The organism is Pseudomonas sp. 10-1B, from assembly GCF_000935045.1.
Classification (GTDB): domain Bacteria; phylum Pseudomonadota; class Gammaproteobacteria; order Pseudomonadales; family Pseudomonadaceae; genus Aquipseudomonas.
The window spans coordinates 1-15,926 of record NZ_JYKS01000092.1 but is presented as its reverse complement, the minus strand read 5'-3'; the positions used below and the strand labels follow the sequence as shown (position 1 = coordinate 15,926).

Here is a 15,926-nt window from a genome sequence, read left to right as displayed (position 1 = left end):
GTATGAGCGAGACCTATCCTGTGTTGATCGTCAGCAAACTCTTGATGCGCGTAATCAAGGCCCACGCCCGTTGGCGTTGGCGCGCCTGACTTTATCCCCTGCCGGCCCGCCCGGCCCGCCCCCGTTTGCCTTCCCGTTTACCGCCCTTTGTGGCAAAGCCACGCCTGCGGCTGGTACAGGAAGGTTCGAATTCTGAAGTCAGTAGATTCAAGAGGTTTAACCCGATGTTACTGATGATCGACAATTACGACTCATTTACTTACAACGTCGTTCAGTACCTTGGCGAGCTGGATGCCGAGGTCAAGGTCATTCGCAATGACGAAATGACCATTGCCCAGATCGAAGCCCTCAACCCCGAGCGCATCGTGGTTTCCCCGGGGCCATGCACGCCGAGCGAGGCAGGCGTGTCCATCGAGGCCATCCTGCATTTTGCCGGCAAGCTGCCGATTCTGGGCGTGTGCCTGGGCCACCAGTCCATCGGCCAGGCTTTTGGCGGTGATGTGGTGCGTGCCCGGCAGGTGATGCATGGCAAGACCAGCCCGGTACGTCATCGCGACCTGGGTGTGTTCGCCGGCCTCAACAACCCGCTGACCGTGACCCGCTACCATTCCCTGGTGGTCAAGCGTGAAACCTTGCCAGACTGCCTGGAAGTCACCGCCTGGACCGCCCACGAAGACGGCTCGGTCGACGAGATCATGGGCCTGCGCCACAAGACCCTGAATATCGAAGGGGTGCAGTTCCACCCCGAGTCGATCCTCTCCGAACAGGGCCACGAGCTGTTCGCCAACTTCCTCAAGCAGACCGGCGGCCGCCGCTAAGGACCGAACATGGATATCAAGAGCGCGTTGAGCCGAATCGTCGGCCATCTGGACCTTTCCACCGATGAGATGCGTGACGTCATGCGCCAGATCATGACCGGTCAGTGCAGCGAAGCCCAGATTGGCGCCTTCCTGGTGGGCATGCGCATGAAGAGCGAAAGCATCGACGAGATCGTCGGTGCGGTATCGGTGATGCGCGAGCTGGCCGACAAGGTCGAACTGCAAAACCTCGATGGCGTGGTCGATATCGTCGGTACTGGCGGTGATGGCGCCAACATCTTCAACGTGTCCACCGCTTCATCGTTCGTCCTGGCGGCGGCGGGCTGCACCGTGGCCAAGCACGGCAACCGCGCGGTGTCGGGCAAGAGCGGCAGCGCCGACTTGCTGGAAGCGGCGGGGATCTACCTGAACCTGACGCCAACGCAAGTGGCCCGCTGCATCGACAGCCTGGGCATCGGCTTCATGTTCGCGCAAAGCCATCATACCGCCATGAAGCATGCCGCCGGCCCGCGTCGCGAGCTGGGGCTGCGTACCTTGTTCAACATGCTCGGCCCGCTTACGAATCCGGCCGGAGTGAAGCATCAGGTGGTCGGAGTGTTCACCCAGGCCCTGTGCCGCCCGTTGGCCGAGGTACTGCAGCGCCTGGGCAGCAAGCATGTGTTGGTGGTGCATTCGAAGGACGGGCTGGACGAGTTCAGCCTGGCCGCGCCCACCTTCGTGGCTGAACTGAAGAATGGCGAAATCACTGAATACTGGGTCGAGCCGGAGGACCTCGGCATGAAGAGCCAGAGCCTGCATGGCCTGGCCGTCGAGAACCCGCAGGCGTCGCTGGAGCTGATCCGTGATGCGCTGGGGCGGCGCAAGACCGAAAACGGCCAGAAGGCTGCCGAGATGATCGTGCTCAACGCCGGTGCGGCGCTGTATGCCGCTGACCATGCCATGAGCCTGAAGGCCGGTGTGGAGCTGGCCCACGACGTTCTGCACACCGGGCTGGCCTGGGAGAAGCTGCAGGAGCTGGGTGCCTTTACTGCAGTATTCAAGGTGGAGAACGAAGCATGAGTGTGCCGACGGTGCTGGAAAGGATCATTGCCCGCAAGTTCCAGGAAGTGGCCGAGCGCAGCGCGCGCGTCAGCCTCGCTGAACTGGAGGGCCTGGCCAAGGCCGCCGATGCCCCGCGTGGCTTCGCCAATGCCCTGATCGAGCAGGCCAGGCGCAAGCAGCCGGCGGTGATTGCCGAAATCAAGAAAGCTTCGCCCAGCAAGGGTGTGATCCGCGAAAACTTCGTGCCGGCGGAAATCGCCGTCAGCTACGAGAAGGGCGGCGCTACCTGCCTGTCGGTGCTGACCGACGTCGATTACTTCCAGGGTGCCGATGAGTACCTGCAGCAGGCTCGCGCGGCGGTTTCGCTGCCTGTGATCCGCAAGGACTTCATGGTCGACCCTTACCAGATCGTCGAAGCCCGGGCGTTGGGCGCAGACTGCGTGCTGCTGATCGTGTCGGCGCTGGATGACGTGAAGATGGCCGAACTGGCGGCCACGGCCAAGGATGTCGGTCTCGACGTGCTGGTGGAAGTGCACGACGGCGATGAGCTGGAGCGGGCGCTGAAAACCCTGAATACGCCGCTGGTTGGGGTGAACAACCGCAACCTGCATACTTTCGAGGTCAGCCTGGAAACCACCCTTGACCTGCTGCCGCGCATTCCGCGTGATCGCCTGGCGATTACCGAGAGCGGTATCCTTAACCGGGCTGATGTGGAGCTGATGGCGATCAACGAGGTTTATTCGTTCTTGGTGGGGGAGGCATTCATGCGCGCTGAGCAGCCTGGGCTGGAATTGCAGCGGTTGTTCTTCCCGGAACAGGTGAAGAAGACTGTTCAGCAACTGGACTGACCAAACGAAGCCGGTTTTCTTGCCGGCTTTTTTGTGTGCCTGCAATGGCCTCTTCGCGGGCGCGCCCGCTCCCACAGGTACAACACATGTCTTGAGTGTGGTGGAGGACTCTGTGGGAGCGGGCGTGCCCGCGAAGAGGCCCTAAAAAACAACATCAAAGGTGGATCAATGACCGATCAACCCCTGGCCCTGACCGTCGAACAAGGCCTGCACGCCGAACAGGATTTACTGGCTGCCGTTTGCCGCGGCGAACGCGACAATGGCGTGCTGTTCTGGCGCCCCACCGACCACGCTCTGGTCATGCCGCGGCGCATGAGCCGCCTGGACAATTTCGAGGCCGCCTGCGCGGAGCTGGCGATCGCCGGCTGGCCGGTGCTGTTGCGTGAAACCGGCGGTGAGCCCGTACCGCAGTCCCATTCGACGGTGAACGTGGCACTGGTCTACGTCGCCCCGCGCAGCGAAGGCGACCACGGCCGTATCGAAAATGCCTATGAGCGCTTGTGCCTGCCGCTGTGCGATGTGCTGCGCGAATGGGGCGGCGTGGCCTCGGTAGGTGAAATCGACGGTGCTTTCTGCGATGGCCGCTACAACGTCAACCTCAATGGCCGTAAGCTGGTCGGCACCGCCCAGCGCTGGCGCCAGGGGCTGGGCGGCAAGCGCCCGGTGGTGCTGGTGCACGGTGCGCTGTTGCTGGACAACGAGCGTGAGTCGATGGTGGCGGCGGTCAACCGCTTCAACGAGTGCTGCGAGCTGGAACAGCGCTGCCGCGCCGATGCGCACATTGCCTTGCACGAAGTGGCGCCCGAGGCGCCCTGGTTCGAGCGCTTGTCGCAGGCCTATGCCAAGGTACTCGCCGACCTGCCCAAGGACTAGCGGGTACCGTAGACCACCATGGTCTTGCCTTTTACCTGCACCAGGCTGCGTTCCTCGAGGTCCTTGAGGACGCGGCCTACCATTTCCCGCGAGCAACCGACGATACGGCCGATTTCCTGACGAGTGATCTTGATCTGCATGCCGTCGGGGTGGGTCATGGCATCGGGTTGTTTGCACAGCTCCAGCAGGCAGCGGGCGACGCGCCCGGTGACGTCGAAGAACGCCAGGTCGCCAACCTTGCGCGTGGTGTTGCGCAGGCGCTGGGCCATCTGGCTACCCAGGGCGTAGAGGATTTCCGGGTCCTGGCGCGCCAGTTCGCGAAACTTCTCGTAACTGATTTCCGCCACTTCGCATTCGGTCTTGGCACGTACCCAGGCACTGCGCTGCTGTTCACCGTCAACCGGCTCGAACAACCCCAGCTCGCCGAAGAAATCGCCATTGTTGAGGTAGGCGATGATCATTTCGTGGCCGTCGTCGTCCTCGATGAGGATGGTTACCGAACCCTTGATGATGAACGACAGCGTCTCGGCCCGGTCACCGGCGCAGATGATGTTGCTTTTGGCGGTGTAGCGGCGGCGCTGGCAGTGCACCAGCAGCTTGTCGATGTTCTTGATCTTGGCGGGTAGGGCGGAGGCAACCATCACGAAATCCTGTTCGATATGACGCATAGGCTTTTATAGAGGTTGGCTGACGACAAGCGCCAGTCATTTGGCGCCAGCTTATCAGACACCACAGGATGTTTCGGTACTAAACCGATGCGACTCGTACTTTTCCCACAGCCATACAAGGTCTAAGCTGACACCCTTTTCCGAAAATCAGGAGTCCGGGTAGATGAAGGCACGTATCCAGTGGGCCGGTGAGGCGATGTTCCTCGGTGAATCGGGGAGCGGCCATGTCGTCGTGATGGACGGCCCGCCCGAGGCTGGCGGCCGTAACCTGGGTGTGCGCCCGATGGAAATGCTGTTGCTGGGCCTGGGTGGCTGCAGCAGCTTTGACGTGGTGAGCATTCTGAAGAAGTCGCGCCAGGCGGTGGAAAGCTGCGAGGCGTTCCTGGAGGCCGAGCGCGCCAGCGAAGACCCAAAGGTGTTCACCAAGATTCACATGAACTTCGTGGTGAAGGGGCGTGGGCTGAAAGAGGCCCAGGTCAAGCGGGCGGTAGAGCTGTCGGCGGAGAAGTACTGCTCGGCTTCGATCATGCTCGAGCGTGCCGGGGTTGAGATTACCCACGGGTATGAAATCGTAGAGCTGGGTTAAGGCCGAGACTTTGGGGCTGCTTCGCAGCCCATCGCCGGCAAGCCAGCTTGCACATGGACCGCATTAGCCTCAAGCCCTGTGCAATCCCTGTGGGAGCTGGCTTGCCGGCGATGGGCCGCAAAGCGGCCCCGGCAATATCAGCTGCGAAGCGCCGGCAGTGCAGCCCGCAGCCATTGCGGCAAGCAACCCCGCATCACCTGGCTCAACCGCTCCCGCCGCTTCTGGTAAACCAGCCCCAGCCAGATAACCCCCAACCCGATCAAGGTCACCACCACCGGGAACAGCAGCGAGTCGGCAAACACCTCATACGACAGATACCCCAGGTAAGCCGCCACCCCCAGCGCCCCGAACACCATGAACACCGGCCGGCGCAACATCACCGCCATGCCCATCAGCGCGATATTGATCAGGCAGTACATGGCCTTGCCCAGCTCGCTGCCGCTGTCCAGCAGCGTCAACCCGCCCCAGAATGCCGCCAGCCCGGCCAGATAACCCCAGCGGGCGTAGTCTTCGCGCGTGCGACCGTCCACCACCAGGAACACCACCAGCATCCCCAGCCCGAACCACAGCGAAACTTCACGGCGCTGCTCCCAGCTGAACGGCGAACCGAAAAACCACTCGCTCAGGTCCATCGACATGAACCACAAGGCCACGGCAATCGGCATGACGATGAACGGGTAGGGAATCAGCCGCAGCATCAACAACCCGGCCAGCACCGTGGCTGCCTCCATCGCCAGCCAGCCGCCCTGCACGTAGGTGTAGTACTGGTGATAGTTCGTCTGCACGTCATCCAGCGGCCACCAGCCGGCCAGGCGTTCGATGGCGAATACAGCCAGTGGCACGATGCTGACCGCGACCGCCGCCAGTACCCCGGCAGCGACAGGCTGGGCGCGTCGTTGCAGGTTCAGGGCGAACAAGGTGACCAGCAGGATGTAGAGGCTGGCGATGACCAGCAGTGCCCAGTCGCCGATGCGCATCCAGGCCTCGGTGAGCAACCAGCCCATGGCCGCCATGATCAGCATGGCGCCAAAGTAGAAGGCGACATGGGCCAGCTGGAAGCTGCCGCGTTGTGCCGGCTGCTGGCGTAGAAACGCCAGCAGGGCCTGGTCCTGGCCCGGCTGGAGGATGCCGGCTTGTACGGCATGCGCCAGGTCCTTGGCGTCGAAGCGGTCCGTCATGGCGGTGCCTTCAGATGCGGTAGGTGCTCTTGGTCATGACCTTGGCCAGCAAGCTCATGCCGAAGCGAACGGGGGCAGGGAAGCGGTAACCGCCGGCTTCCAGTGCAGACTCGGCGTGCTGCTCTTCGTCGATGCGCATCTGCTCGAGAATGGCCCGCGACTTTTCGTCTTCGTGCGGGATCTGCTCCAGGTGCTCGTCGAGGTGCTTGCACACCTGGTGCTCGGTGGCGGCGACGAAGCCCAGGCTGACCTTGTCGCTGACCAGCCCGGCGAGGGCGCCGATGCCGAACGACATGCCGTAGAACAGTGGGTTGAGTACGCTCGGGTGGCTGTTCAACTGACGAATGCGCTGTTCGCACCAGGCCAGGTGGTCCACTTCTTCCTCGGCGGCATGCTCCATGGCCTTGCGCACTTCGGGCAGCTTGGCGGTCAGGGCCTGACCCTGGTAGAGCGCCTGGGCGCAGACTTCACCGGTGTGGTTGATACGCATCAGCCCGGCAACATGGCGGGCCTGCTGCTCGTCCAGGTCGACGTCCGGCTGGACGATGGCCGGCGAGGGCCGGGAGGGTTGGCCGCTGAAGGGCAGCAAGGTGCGCATGGCGGTATCGGCCTGCAGCAACAAGCGGTCGAGCGGCGAGTAGTGACGTTCGGTAGCCATCGGGCACCTCCGCAAGAGTGTGCCCGACAGTTTACCGCAATAGTGGCAGGGTCGCTTGCCGTGGATCAGCCCGGTGGCCAGTGCATCTGGCGCTGGCCGAGCACATGCATGTGGATGTGGTAGACGGTCTGGCCGCCTTGCGGGTTGCAGTTCATGACCACGCGGAAGCCGTCCTCGCAGCCTTGCTCGATAGCCAGGCGCTGGGCGGTGAACAGGATGTGGCCGGCCAGGGCCTTGTCCTCTTCGGTCAGGTCATTGAGAGTACGAATGTGCTTTTTCGGGATGACCAGAAAATGTACCGGTGCCGCGGGTGCAATGTCCTTGAAGGCCAGGATCTGGTCATCTTCATAGATGATATCCGCCGGGATTTCCCGGTTGATGATTTTGAGGAATAGATCGTCCACAGCACTTGCTCCATGGTGAGGGTCGGGCCGAGTGTACTCAGCCGGGCGCCGCTCGCCCAGTGGCTATTCCATGCCGGCCGGGCAATAGCGGCGGTGGATGACCCCGGCCAGCTTGCGCACCAGCCAGTGCGGCAACAGGCGCGGGGCGAACGCCAGCCAGCGGTTGCGCCGGCCGGGCATGATCACCGCGCGATTCTTGTCCAGTGCGCGCACGGTGTACAGCGCCACTTCCTCGGGGCTGAGGCAGCGAGGTTTGCCATCGAGCCGCGCAATGCGCCGGCGCGAGGAGCGCACCGGACCGGGGCACAGCACCGAGACCTTGATGCCGGTGCGCTTGAGTTCTTCGCGCAGGGCCTGCGAGAAGCTCAGCACATAGGCTTTGCTGGCGGCGTAAGCAGCCATCCACGGCCCAGGCGCCACCCCGGCCAGGCCGGCGACGTTGAGGATCTGCCCGCCACCTTGCACGGCCATCAGGTTGCCGATGGCGTGGCACAGGCGGCTCAGGGCCAGTACGTTGACCTCCAGCAAGTCCTGCTCGTCGGCCCATTCATGGGCCAGGAACGGCCCATAGGTGCGCAGGCCGGCACAGTTGACCAGCAGGTCGATACGCCGCTCGCCTTCTTCCAGTTCCAGCACGAAGCCCGACAGGCGCAGCGGCTGGCTGAGATCGCAGGCGCGGAACAATACCTCGACACCGAAACGCTGGGTCAACTCGATGGCCACCGGTTCCAGCGTTTCACGCTGGCGAGCCACCAGGATCAGGTTGCGCCCGCGCCGCGCCAGGGCTTCCGCCAGGGCCAGGCCCAGGCCGCTGGAAGCACCAGTGATCATGGCGTAACGGGTCATGCAAGGCTCCTGGGGGCGGAAGAGGGCGCCTAGTGTACAGCTTGCCCGGGCAAGGTGTTGCCTTTTGCTACAAGGTGCGGGCGCGTAGGGCGTGGCAACGTTCCAGGGCTTGCCGGTACTCGTTGTGCAGGCGTTCGATCAACACGCTGGCACTGGGCAGATCGTCGATGCCACCGACCCCTTGGCCCGCCGACCAGACGGTCTTCCAGGCCTTGGCCTCGTCGTCGATCGGCTTGAGCTTGCCTTGCTCGTGGCCACCCTTGAGGGCATCCATGTCGTAGCCGGCCTGCTCCAGGCTAGCCCGCAGGAAGCTGGCGGGGATGCCGGACACTGCCGGGGTGTGGATGATGTCGGCGGCGTGAGCATCGAGCAGCATCTGCTTGTAGGCATCCTGGGCCTGGCTTTCTGCCGTGGCGATGAAGCGGGTGCCCATGTACGCCAGGTCGGCCCCCAGCATTTGCGCGGCGAGGATCTCATGGCCATGGTTGAGGCAGCCGGCCAGCAGCAGGGTCTTGTCGAAGAACTGGCGAATCTCTGCGGCCAGGGCGAATGGGTTGCAGGTGCCGGCATGCCCGCCTGCGCCTGCAGCGACGGCGATCAGGCCATCGACACCTGCTTCGGCGGCCTTCTCTGCATGGCGGCGGGTGGTGACATCGTGGAACACCAGGCCGCCGTAACCGTGCACGGCATCGACCACTTCCTTCACCGCACCCAGGCTGGTGATGACGATCGGCACGTGGTGTTCCACGCACAAGGCCAGGTCGGCCTGCAGGCGTGGGTTGGTTGGGTGGACGATCAGGTTGACGGCGTAGGGCGCCGGCGACTGCAATTGCGCCAGGCCTGCCTCGATCTCTTCCAGCCAGGCTTTGAAGCCAGCGCTGTCGCGCTGGTTCAGGGCGGGGAAGCTGCCGACCACGCCACTAGCGCAGCACGCCAGCACCAGCTTGGGGTTGGAGATCAGGAACATCGGTGCGGCGACCACGGGCAGGCGCAGGCGTTGTTCGAGCGAGGCGGGTAGCGGCATGGTTAGGCTCCTTGAATGGGTGGCTATCTCAGAACGGTTTGACCACCACCAGAATTACGATACCCAGCAGGAACAGCACGGGCACTTCGTTGAACCAGCGATAGTAGACGTGGCTACGGGTGTTGGTGCCTTTGGCGAAGCGTTTGTACTGGGCGCTGCACATGTGATGGTAGCCGGTCAGCAGAATCACCAGGGTGAGCTTGGCATGCAGCCAGCCCTGGCTCAGCCAGCCGGGGGTAAGGTAGAGCATCCAGGCGCCGAACACGTAGGTGGCGATCATCGCCGGGTTCATGATGCCGCGCAGCAGCTTGCGTTCCATGGTCACGAAGCGTTCCTGGCTGATGCTGTCCTGGCTCTGGGCGTGGTAGACGAACAGCCGCGGCAGGTAGAACAGGCCGGCGAACCAGCAGACCACGCTGACGATGTGCAGCGCTTTGATCCATAGGTAAAGCATGGAGGGAGTTCCTTCAGGTATTCACGGTCGTCAGATAGTAGTGGTCAAGCGCCCGAAGGGTCACCCGAAGAGTTGTTACAGGCGCCTTGCGCCCCTATTATCGTGCGCTTTCCAGACGGCTCGTTGATAAGGGGCAAGCGTTATGATCAAGGTCGGTATCGTCGGCGGCACGGGTTACACCGGCGTCGAACTGTTGCGTCTGCTGGCACAGCATCCACAGGCCGAAGTGGCGGTCATCACGTCGCGCTCCGAGGCGGGCGTGGCGGTGGCGGACATGTACCCGAACCTGCGCGGCCATTACGACGGGCTGGCGTTCAGCGTGCCGGACAGCAAGGCCCTGGCGGCCTGCGACGTGGTGTTCTTCGCCACCCCGCACGGTGTTGCCCATGCCCTGGCCGGCGAACTGCTGGCGGCCGGCACCAAGGTGATCGACCTGTCAGCTGACTTCCGACTGCAGGACGCCACCGAGTGGGGCAAGTGGTACGGCCAGCCGCACGGCGCACCAGAGCTGCTCAAGGACGCGGTCTACGGCCTGCCTGAGGTCAACCGTGAGAAGATCCGCCAGGCGCGCTTGATCGCCGTGCCCGGTTGCTACCCGACCGCCACCCAGCTGGGCTTCCTGCCGCTGCTGGAAGCTGGCCTGGCCGACCCGTCGCGCCTGATCGCCGACTGCAAGTCGGGTGTCAGCGGCGCTGGCCGCGGTGCTGCAGTGGGCTCGCTGTTCTGCGAGGCGGGTGAAAGCATGAAGGCCTACGCAGTCAAGGGCCATCGTCACCTGCCGGAGATCAGCCAAGGCCTGCGCCTGGCCGCTGGCAAGGACATTGGCCTGACCTTCGTCCCGCACCTCACTCCGATGATCCGTGGTATCCATGCCACCCTGTACGCAACGGTCGCCGATACCTCGGTCGACCTGCAGGCACTGTTCGAGAAGCGCTACGCCGATGAACCGTTCGTCGACGTGATGCCGGCCGGCAGCCACCCGGAAACCCGCAGCGTGCGCGGTGCCAACGTTTGCCGCATTGCCGTCCATCGCCCACAGGGTGGTGACCTGGTGGTGGTGCTGTCGGTAATCGACAACCTGGTCAAGGGCGCGTCCGGCCAGGCTGTGCAGAACCTGAACATCCTGTTCGGCCTGGACGAGCGCATGGGGCTGTCTCACGCCGGTTTGCTGCCTTGACAGCAGCGGCAAGTTTCAAGCTGCAAGCTACAAGCGAGCGAGTCGTGTTCAGCTTGAGGCTTGTAGCTTGTCACTTGCGGCTTACGTATTGTTGACCGATTTTCTCGGGAAAGCGGATAATGCGCGTCATCGAGTTTTATGGCGGCATTGCGCCGGGAGAATCAACATGAGCGTCGAAACCTTCACCCCAACGGCTTTGGAATTCACCCATGGCGCTGCGCAAAAGGTGAAGACCCTGGTGTCCGAGGAAGGCAACGATCGCCTGAAGTTGCGCGTGTTCGTGACTGGTGGTGGCTGCTCGGGCTTCCAGTACGGCTTCACCTTCGATGAAGATGTGGCTGAAGATGACACTATCGTCGAGCGCGAGGGCGTCTCCCTGGTGGTCGATCCGATGAGCTTCCAGTACCTGGCTGGTGCCGAAGTGGACTACCAGGAAGGCCTGGAAGGCTCGCGTTTCGTGATCAAGAACCCGAATGCCGCGACCACCTGCGGTTGCGGTTCCTCGTTCTCGATCTGAGGCCTGGCCTTACGAAAACGCCGCGCAATTGCGCGGCGTTTTGCTTTCTGGTGTAGCGGCTATGCCGGGTAGATTGCACCCAGTACGCGCAGGCCCTTGGCCGCCGTGACGCTGGGGCGGTTGGCGGCGATGCCTTCGAGGCAGCAGTGGGCCAGCCAGGCGAAGGCCATGGCCTCGACCCAGTCCGGGTCCACGCCATGGGCGCCGGTGCTGGCGACACGGGCATTGGGCAGCAGTTGGCCAAGACGGGCCATCAGTGCGCCGTTACGTGCGCCACCACCACATACCAGCAGTGCTTCAGTGTTTTGTTGGGCGTTGCCAAGCGACTCGATGATGCTGCGTGCGGTCAGTTCCAGCAACGTCGCCTGCACATCCTCGTCGCGGTAACCGGGCAAGCGGGCAAGGTGGCCATCCAGCCAAGGCAGGTTGAACACTTCGCGGCCGGTGCTCTTCGGCCCGCTACCGGCGAAGAACGGGTCGGCCAGAAGTGCCTTGAGCAAATCGACTTGCACCGTACCCGAGGCCGCCCAGGCACCATCGGCATCGTAGGCCTGGCCGCGCTTGCGCTCGATCCAGGCATCCAGCAGCACGTTGCCGGGGCCGCAGTCGAAGCCGTGGACCGGTTTGTCTTGCTCGATCAGGCTGAGGTTGCTGAAACCGCCCACGTTGAGGACAGCCAGGCGTTGGCCAAGGTGGCTGAACAGGGTTTCGTGGAAGGCCGGTACCAGCGGTGCACCTTGGCCCCCGGCTGCCACGTCGCGTCGGCGGAAGTCGGCAACCACGCTGATGCCGGTGAGCTCGGCGAGTAGCGCCGGGTTACCGATCTGCACGGTAAAGCCGCGCGCAGGCTCATGGCGGATGGTCTGGCCGTGGCTGCCAATGGCGCGGATGGCACTGGCCGGCAGCCCCTGTTTGCCCAGCAACTGTTGAATACCTTCGCCTGCCAGGGTGGCCCAGCGGTTTTCTGCCAGCGCAGCACGTGCGATCTCGTCCGGGCCGCTGCTGCACAGGGCAAGCAGATCCTGACGCAGGTCGCTGGGCATGGGCAGGTAGTGGGTGGCAAGCAGCTCAAGCTGCTCGCCTTGTTCGATCAGGGCAATGTCCAGGCCATCAAGGCTGGTGCCGGACATTACCCCCAGGTAAAGCGCCATGGCTTAGCGCTTGTTCGCTGCGAGCAGGGTGGCCTTTTCCTGATCCATGCGGGCAATCAGCGGCTGGCTCTGCTGCAGGAAGCGCTGGCGCTCGTTCTTGGCGATCGGGTCGGCCATCGGCACCTTCTGGCTCAGCGGGTCGACGTGAACACCGTTGACCTGGAACTCATAGTGCAGGTGCGGGCCGGTGGACAGGCCGGTGGTGCCGATGTAGCCAATGATCTGGCCCTGCTTGACCGAGCTGCCGGTCTTGATGCCTTTGGCAAAGCCCTGCATGTGGCCGTACAGCGTCTTGTAGCGGTTGCCGTGCTGGATGATCACGGTGTTGCCGTAACCGCCGCGGCGCCCGGCCAATTCGATGCGGCCGTCACCGGCAGCCTTGATCGGCGTGCCGCGTGGGGCGGCGTAGTCGACGCCCTTGTGGGCGCGGATCTTGTTCAGGATCGGGTGCTTGCGGCCGGCGGAAAAGCGCGAGCTGATGCGGGCGAAGTCCACCGGGGTGCGGATGAAGGCCTTGCGCAGGCTGTTGCCGTCGGCAGTGTAGTAGCTAGTGTTGCCCTGCTTGTTGGTGTAGCGCACGGCGGTGTAGGTCTTGCCGCGGTTGGTGAAGCGGGCGGACAGGATGTTGCCGGTGCCGACGACTTTGCCGTCCATCACCTTCTGCTCGTAAACCACATCGAATTCGTCGCCCTGGCGAATATCCTGGGCGAAATCGATGTCGTACCCGAGCACCCGCGCCATATCCATGGTCATGCTGTGGGACAGGCCGGCACGCTGGGCCGAAGCCGACAGCGAGCTTTTGATCACGCCGTGGGCATAAGCGGTACGCACCAGCGGCTTGCTGATTTCGCGGTTGAAGGTGTAGCCCTTGGCGGTCTTGGTCAGGCGAATGGTTTCGAGGTTGCTGACCTTGCTGTGCAGGCTGGCCAGTTGGCCATCCTTGTCGAGCTCGAACTGCAGCACCTGGCCGTGCTTGAGCTGGCTGAACTGCTTGGCCTGCTTGTTGCTGGCCAGCAGGTCATGCACCGCATTGGCCGGCAGGCCGACCTTGGCGAACAGGGTGGACAGAGTGTCGCCACGGGCCACGGTGATTTCGCGATGGCCAGGGTCCTTGGCGGCCTCGGCGACCGGTTCGGCGGCAGGGGCTTGCTGCTCGGCCTTCTGGGTCTCGGGGGCGGCGCCTTCGATCTGGGCGAACGGCGAGCCTTGCTCACTGTCGGCCTGCACCAGGGGTGCAGCGCGGGATTCGTCCTTCAACTGCTCGGCAGGGCTCTCCAGCTCGAGGTTGAGGGTGGTTTTCTTGGCTTCCACTTCGCTGGAGGGGAATACCAGCAAGGCCAGGCTGAGCAGGGCGGCGATGCCGCTGGCGGCCAACAGATGGCTCTTCGGATAAAGCGGGGGCGCTTTAGGCGGTTCGTTGGTCATGGGCAAGGTGACTTTGAAAAAGGTGAAATGGAAAAGATGAATGACATGATGAAGATGAAATAACTGTATAAAATATAACCAAATCCATTTTCGCGCAAGGGCGCGTAGACGCCGCAACCCCGTGCGCGGGTCACATTCCTTTGCGAAACTTGTAATTGACGGCCGATCTTGTATGGTTGGCTCCCCCTGAATCTGAGCCTTGCGGGTTTGTCTATGAAGTCGGTTGAAGAGCAGCTGGCGCTTATCAAGCGCGGTGCGGAAGAAGTACTGGTCGAGTCGGAACTGGTGGAGAAGCTCAAGCGTGGCCAGCCTCTGCGCATCAAGGCCGGCTTCGACCCGACCGCGCCTGACCTGCACCTTGGGCACACGGTGCTGATCAACAAGCTGCGTCAGTTCCAGGACCTGGGGCACCAGGTCATCTTCCTCATCGGTGACTTCACCGGCATGATCGGCGACCCCAGCGGCAAGAGCACCACGCGCCCGCCGCTGACCCGCGAGCAGGTGCTGGATAACGCCGAGACTTACAAGCAGCAGGTGTTCAAGATCCTCGACCCGGCCAAGACCGAGGTTGCGTTCAACTCCACCTGGATGGACAAGCTGACCCCGGCCGACTTCATTCGCCTGGCTTCGCAATACACCGTTGCGCGCATGCTAGAGCGCGATGACTTCGACAAGCGCTACACCAGCAACCAGCCGATCGCCATCCATGAGTTCCTGTACCCGCTTGTGCAGGGTTATGACTCGGTGGCGCTGAAGGCGGATGTGGAGTTGGGTGGTACCGACCAGAAGTTCAACCTGCTGATGGGGCGCGAGTTGCAGCGTGCCTATGGCCAGGAAGCGCAGAACATCGTGACCATGCCGCTGCTCGAAGGGCTCGATGGCGTGAAGAAGATGTCCAAGTCGCTGGGTAACTATGTAGGTATCCAGGAGGCGCCGGGGGTGATGTACAGCAAGCTGGTGTCGATCCCGGATACCCTGATGTGGCGTTATTTCGAGCTGTTGAGCTTCCGTTCCATGGAAGAGATCGAGCAGTTCCGTGCCGACGTTGCCAATGGCGCCAACCCGCGCGATATCAAGATCAAGCTGGCGGAAGAGATCGTTGCGCGCTTCCATGGTGAAGAGGCAGCGGCCAATGCTCACCGTGCGGCGGGTAACCGTATGAAGGAAGGCGAGCTGCCGGAAGACCTGCCGGAAGTCGAAGTGACTGCCGCGGAAGACCTGCCGATTGCTGCCGTGCTGAACCGGGCTGGCCTGGTGAAGAACTCTGCGCAGGCGCGGGACCTGCTGAGTGGCGGTGCGGTCAAGGTTGATGGCGCGGTGGTTGATCGTGAGTTCGTGTTTGCGCTGGGCGCGACCCATGTGTGCCAGGCGGGCAAGAAGTCGTTTGCGCGGGTTACCCTCAAGGCTGAGTGATGGCCTGCGGGTGTAGCTATATAGAAGCGGGGAGGCCGGAAGGTCTCCCCGTTTTGTTTTTGGGGTTTGGGTTTGGTGGTTGCTGTAGTGGGCGTCAGGGCGGCTATAGGCCTGCCTTGAGATGACATTGGCTTTGAGATGTGCCTGCCTTGGGTTCTCTGGCGCCTACAAGATCGAGCGCCGCCCGCGCGGCGCATCGCCGGCAAGCCGGCTCCTACATCTGTTTCGGGCCAATGTGTCCTGTGCCGCCGGCGCGCGCCCCTTGTCGTTCCAGCTCGCTACAAAGGCGGGCACCAAGGGGGCCGAGTGCCTCGGCCCCAGGAGTGACTGGCCCGAAACAGATGTGGGAGCCGGCTTGCCGGCGATGCGCCGCGCGGGCGGCGCTCGATCTCATAGGCGCTGCAAGGGCTGTGGCGAGCACCTGGCGGCCCTGATGCGGTCTTTTGCCCTTATATTTCACTTTCTTGAAATTAAAGGTTGACGGGCTTCCTAATCCCCTTATAATGCGCCCCACTTCCAGCGACATCGGAACAACAAACTCCTTGAAATTCAAAGAGTTAGGTAGTTCGGACGAAGTTGAAAGGGCTACGATCGAATGATCGCCAGCGGTCGAGATGATGGTTGACAGCGCTTCTAAACGCTGTATGATTCGCCTCCCGCTACGAGAGATCGCAGCGAGTCAAGTGTTTGAAGCTAAACGAGTTTCTCGCCAAAAACTTCAAAATAAACGCTTGACAGCAAATGAGGAAAGCGTAGAATGCGCGCCTCGGTTGAGACGAAAAGCTCTTAACCAACCGCTCTTTAACAAATCGAATCAAGCAATTCGTGTGGGTGCTTGTGAGTAC

At 62.7% G+C, this 15,926-nt stretch carries 18 protein-coding genes; 9 read left to right on the top strand and 9 right to left on the bottom strand.

All coding sequences use genetic code 11. The features are described from left to right. Positions 1 to 224 precede the first annotated feature (224 nt). The 4 genes from TZ03_RS27705 to TZ03_RS27690 all read left to right on the top strand — a co-directional run bounded on the left by TZ03_RS27705 (position 225) and on the right by TZ03_RS27690 (position 3,580). Positions 225 to 818 carry an aminodeoxychorismate/anthranilate synthase component II gene (locus TZ03_RS27705; protein ID WP_051101504.1) on the top strand — a complete coding sequence of 198 codons (594 nt, stop codon included), beginning with the start codon at positions 225 to 227 and terminating at the stop codon, positions 816 to 818. Positions 819 to 827: 9 nt separating this feature from the next. After that, on the top strand, positions 828 to 1,877 hold the full coding sequence (gene trpD / locus TZ03_RS27700; protein ID WP_051101503.1) for an anthranilate phosphoribosyltransferase: 1,050 nt from the start codon (positions 828 to 830) through the stop codon (positions 1,875 to 1,877). Next, a complete protein-coding gene (gene trpC / locus TZ03_RS27695; RefSeq protein ID WP_051101502.1) occupies positions 1,874 to 2,707 on the top strand; it encodes an indole-3-glycerol phosphate synthase TrpC in 834 nt (277 codons plus the stop codon). Before trpD ends, trpC begins: the two co-directional genes overlap by 4 nt. 168 nt (positions 2,708 to 2,875) lie before the next feature. Then, the gene (locus TZ03_RS27690) at positions 2,876 to 3,580 is read left to right on the top strand and encodes a biotin/lipoate A/B protein ligase family protein (protein WP_051101501.1); all 705 of its coding nucleotides are present in this window, start codon (positions 2,876 to 2,878) and stop codon (positions 3,578 to 3,580) included. On the opposite strand, the gene crp is transcribed toward TZ03_RS27690, so the two are convergent. Then, positions 3,577 to 4,221, bottom strand: a complete 645-nt coding sequence (gene crp, locus TZ03_RS27685) for a cAMP-activated global transcriptional regulator CRP (RefSeq protein ID WP_019436724.1) — start codon at positions 4,219 to 4,221, stop codon at positions 3,577 to 3,579. The genes TZ03_RS27690 and crp overlap by 4 nt on opposite strands. Positions 4,222 to 4,411: 190 nt before the next feature. Here crp and TZ03_RS27680 point away from each other — a divergent pair, with 190 nt between their 5' ends. Next, entirely contained in the window at positions 4,412 to 4,834 is a 423-nt protein-coding gene (locus TZ03_RS27680; protein WP_004376171.1) for an OsmC family protein, read from the top strand. Between the two features lie 137 nt (positions 4,835 to 4,971). On the opposite strand, the gene TZ03_RS27675 is transcribed toward TZ03_RS27680, so the two are convergent. From TZ03_RS27675 to hemJ, 6 genes are all read right to left on the bottom strand, one after another. Further along, on the bottom strand, positions 4,972 to 6,012 hold the full coding sequence (locus TZ03_RS27675; RefSeq protein ID WP_051101500.1) for a hypothetical protein: 1,041 nt from the start codon (positions 6,010 to 6,012) through the stop codon (positions 4,972 to 4,974). Between the two features lie 10 nt (positions 6,013 to 6,022). Beyond that, the gene (gene coq7 / locus TZ03_RS27670; protein WP_051101499.1) at positions 6,023 to 6,670 is read right to left on the bottom strand and encodes a 2-polyprenyl-3-methyl-6-methoxy-1,4-benzoquinone monooxygenase; all 648 of its coding nucleotides are present in this window, start codon (positions 6,668 to 6,670) and stop codon (positions 6,023 to 6,025) included. 65 nt (positions 6,671 to 6,735) lie between these two features. After that, positions 6,736 to 7,074, bottom strand: coding sequence for a histidine triad nucleotide-binding protein (locus TZ03_RS27665; RefSeq protein ID WP_051101498.1), 339 nt, complete (start codon positions 7,072 to 7,074; stop codon positions 6,736 to 6,738). 63 nt (positions 7,075 to 7,137) lie between these two features. Beyond that, the gene (locus tag TZ03_RS27660; RefSeq protein ID WP_051101497.1) at positions 7,138 to 7,920 is read right to left on the bottom strand and encodes an SDR family NAD(P)-dependent oxidoreductase; all 783 of its coding nucleotides are present in this window, start codon (positions 7,918 to 7,920) and stop codon (positions 7,138 to 7,140) included. 67 nt (positions 7,921 to 7,987) lie between these two features. After that, a complete protein-coding gene (locus TZ03_RS27655; protein WP_051101496.1) occupies positions 7,988 to 8,944 on the bottom strand; it encodes an NAD(P)H-dependent flavin oxidoreductase in 957 nt (318 codons plus the stop codon). A 28-nt stretch (positions 8,945 to 8,972) separates the two neighbouring features. Then, positions 8,973 to 9,398: a protoporphyrinogen oxidase HemJ gene (gene hemJ / locus TZ03_RS27650; RefSeq protein WP_051101495.1), complete on the bottom strand. Its 426-nt coding sequence runs from the start codon at positions 9,396 to 9,398 to the stop codon at positions 8,973 to 8,975. Between the two features lie 142 nt (positions 9,399 to 9,540). Between hemJ and argC the strand changes: the two genes are divergently transcribed. Together argC and erpA are read left to right on the top strand one after the other, a co-directional pair. Beyond that, a complete protein-coding gene (gene argC / locus TZ03_RS27645; RefSeq protein WP_008089527.1) occupies positions 9,541 to 10,575 on the top strand; it encodes an N-acetyl-gamma-glutamyl-phosphate reductase in 1,035 nt (344 codons plus the stop codon). A gap of 166 nt (positions 10,576 to 10,741) precedes the next feature. Next, the gene (gene erpA / locus TZ03_RS27640) at positions 10,742 to 11,092 is read left to right on the top strand and encodes an iron-sulfur cluster insertion protein ErpA (protein WP_028633511.1); all 351 of its coding nucleotides are present in this window, start codon (positions 10,742 to 10,744) and stop codon (positions 11,090 to 11,092) included. A 59-nt stretch (positions 11,093 to 11,151) separates the two neighbouring features. Here the strand turns inward: erpA and TZ03_RS27635 are convergent, their stop codons facing one another. Together TZ03_RS27635 and TZ03_RS27630 are read right to left on the bottom strand one after the other, a co-directional pair. Then, on the bottom strand, positions 11,152 to 12,243 hold the full coding sequence (locus TZ03_RS27635) for an anhydro-N-acetylmuramic acid kinase (RefSeq protein ID WP_051101494.1): 1,092 nt from the start codon (positions 12,241 to 12,243) through the stop codon (positions 11,152 to 11,154). A 3-nt stretch (positions 12,244 to 12,246) separates the two neighbouring features. Beyond that, the gene (locus TZ03_RS27630; protein WP_051101493.1) at positions 12,247 to 13,668 is read right to left on the bottom strand and encodes a peptidoglycan DD-metalloendopeptidase family protein; all 1,422 of its coding nucleotides are present in this window, start codon (positions 13,666 to 13,668) and stop codon (positions 12,247 to 12,249) included. Positions 13,669 to 13,881: 213 nt separating this feature from the next. Here TZ03_RS27630 and tyrS point away from each other — a divergent pair, with 213 nt between their 5' ends. Next, positions 13,882 to 15,081, top strand: a complete 1,200-nt coding sequence (tyrS, locus tag TZ03_RS27625) for a tyrosine--tRNA ligase (protein ID WP_051101492.1) — start codon at positions 13,882 to 13,884, stop codon at positions 15,079 to 15,081. Between the two features lie 614 nt (positions 15,082 to 15,695). After that, on the top strand, positions 15,696 to 15,926 hold a 231-nt coding region (locus TZ03_RS31720; RefSeq protein ID WP_236692923.1), incomplete at its 3' end, for a hypothetical protein.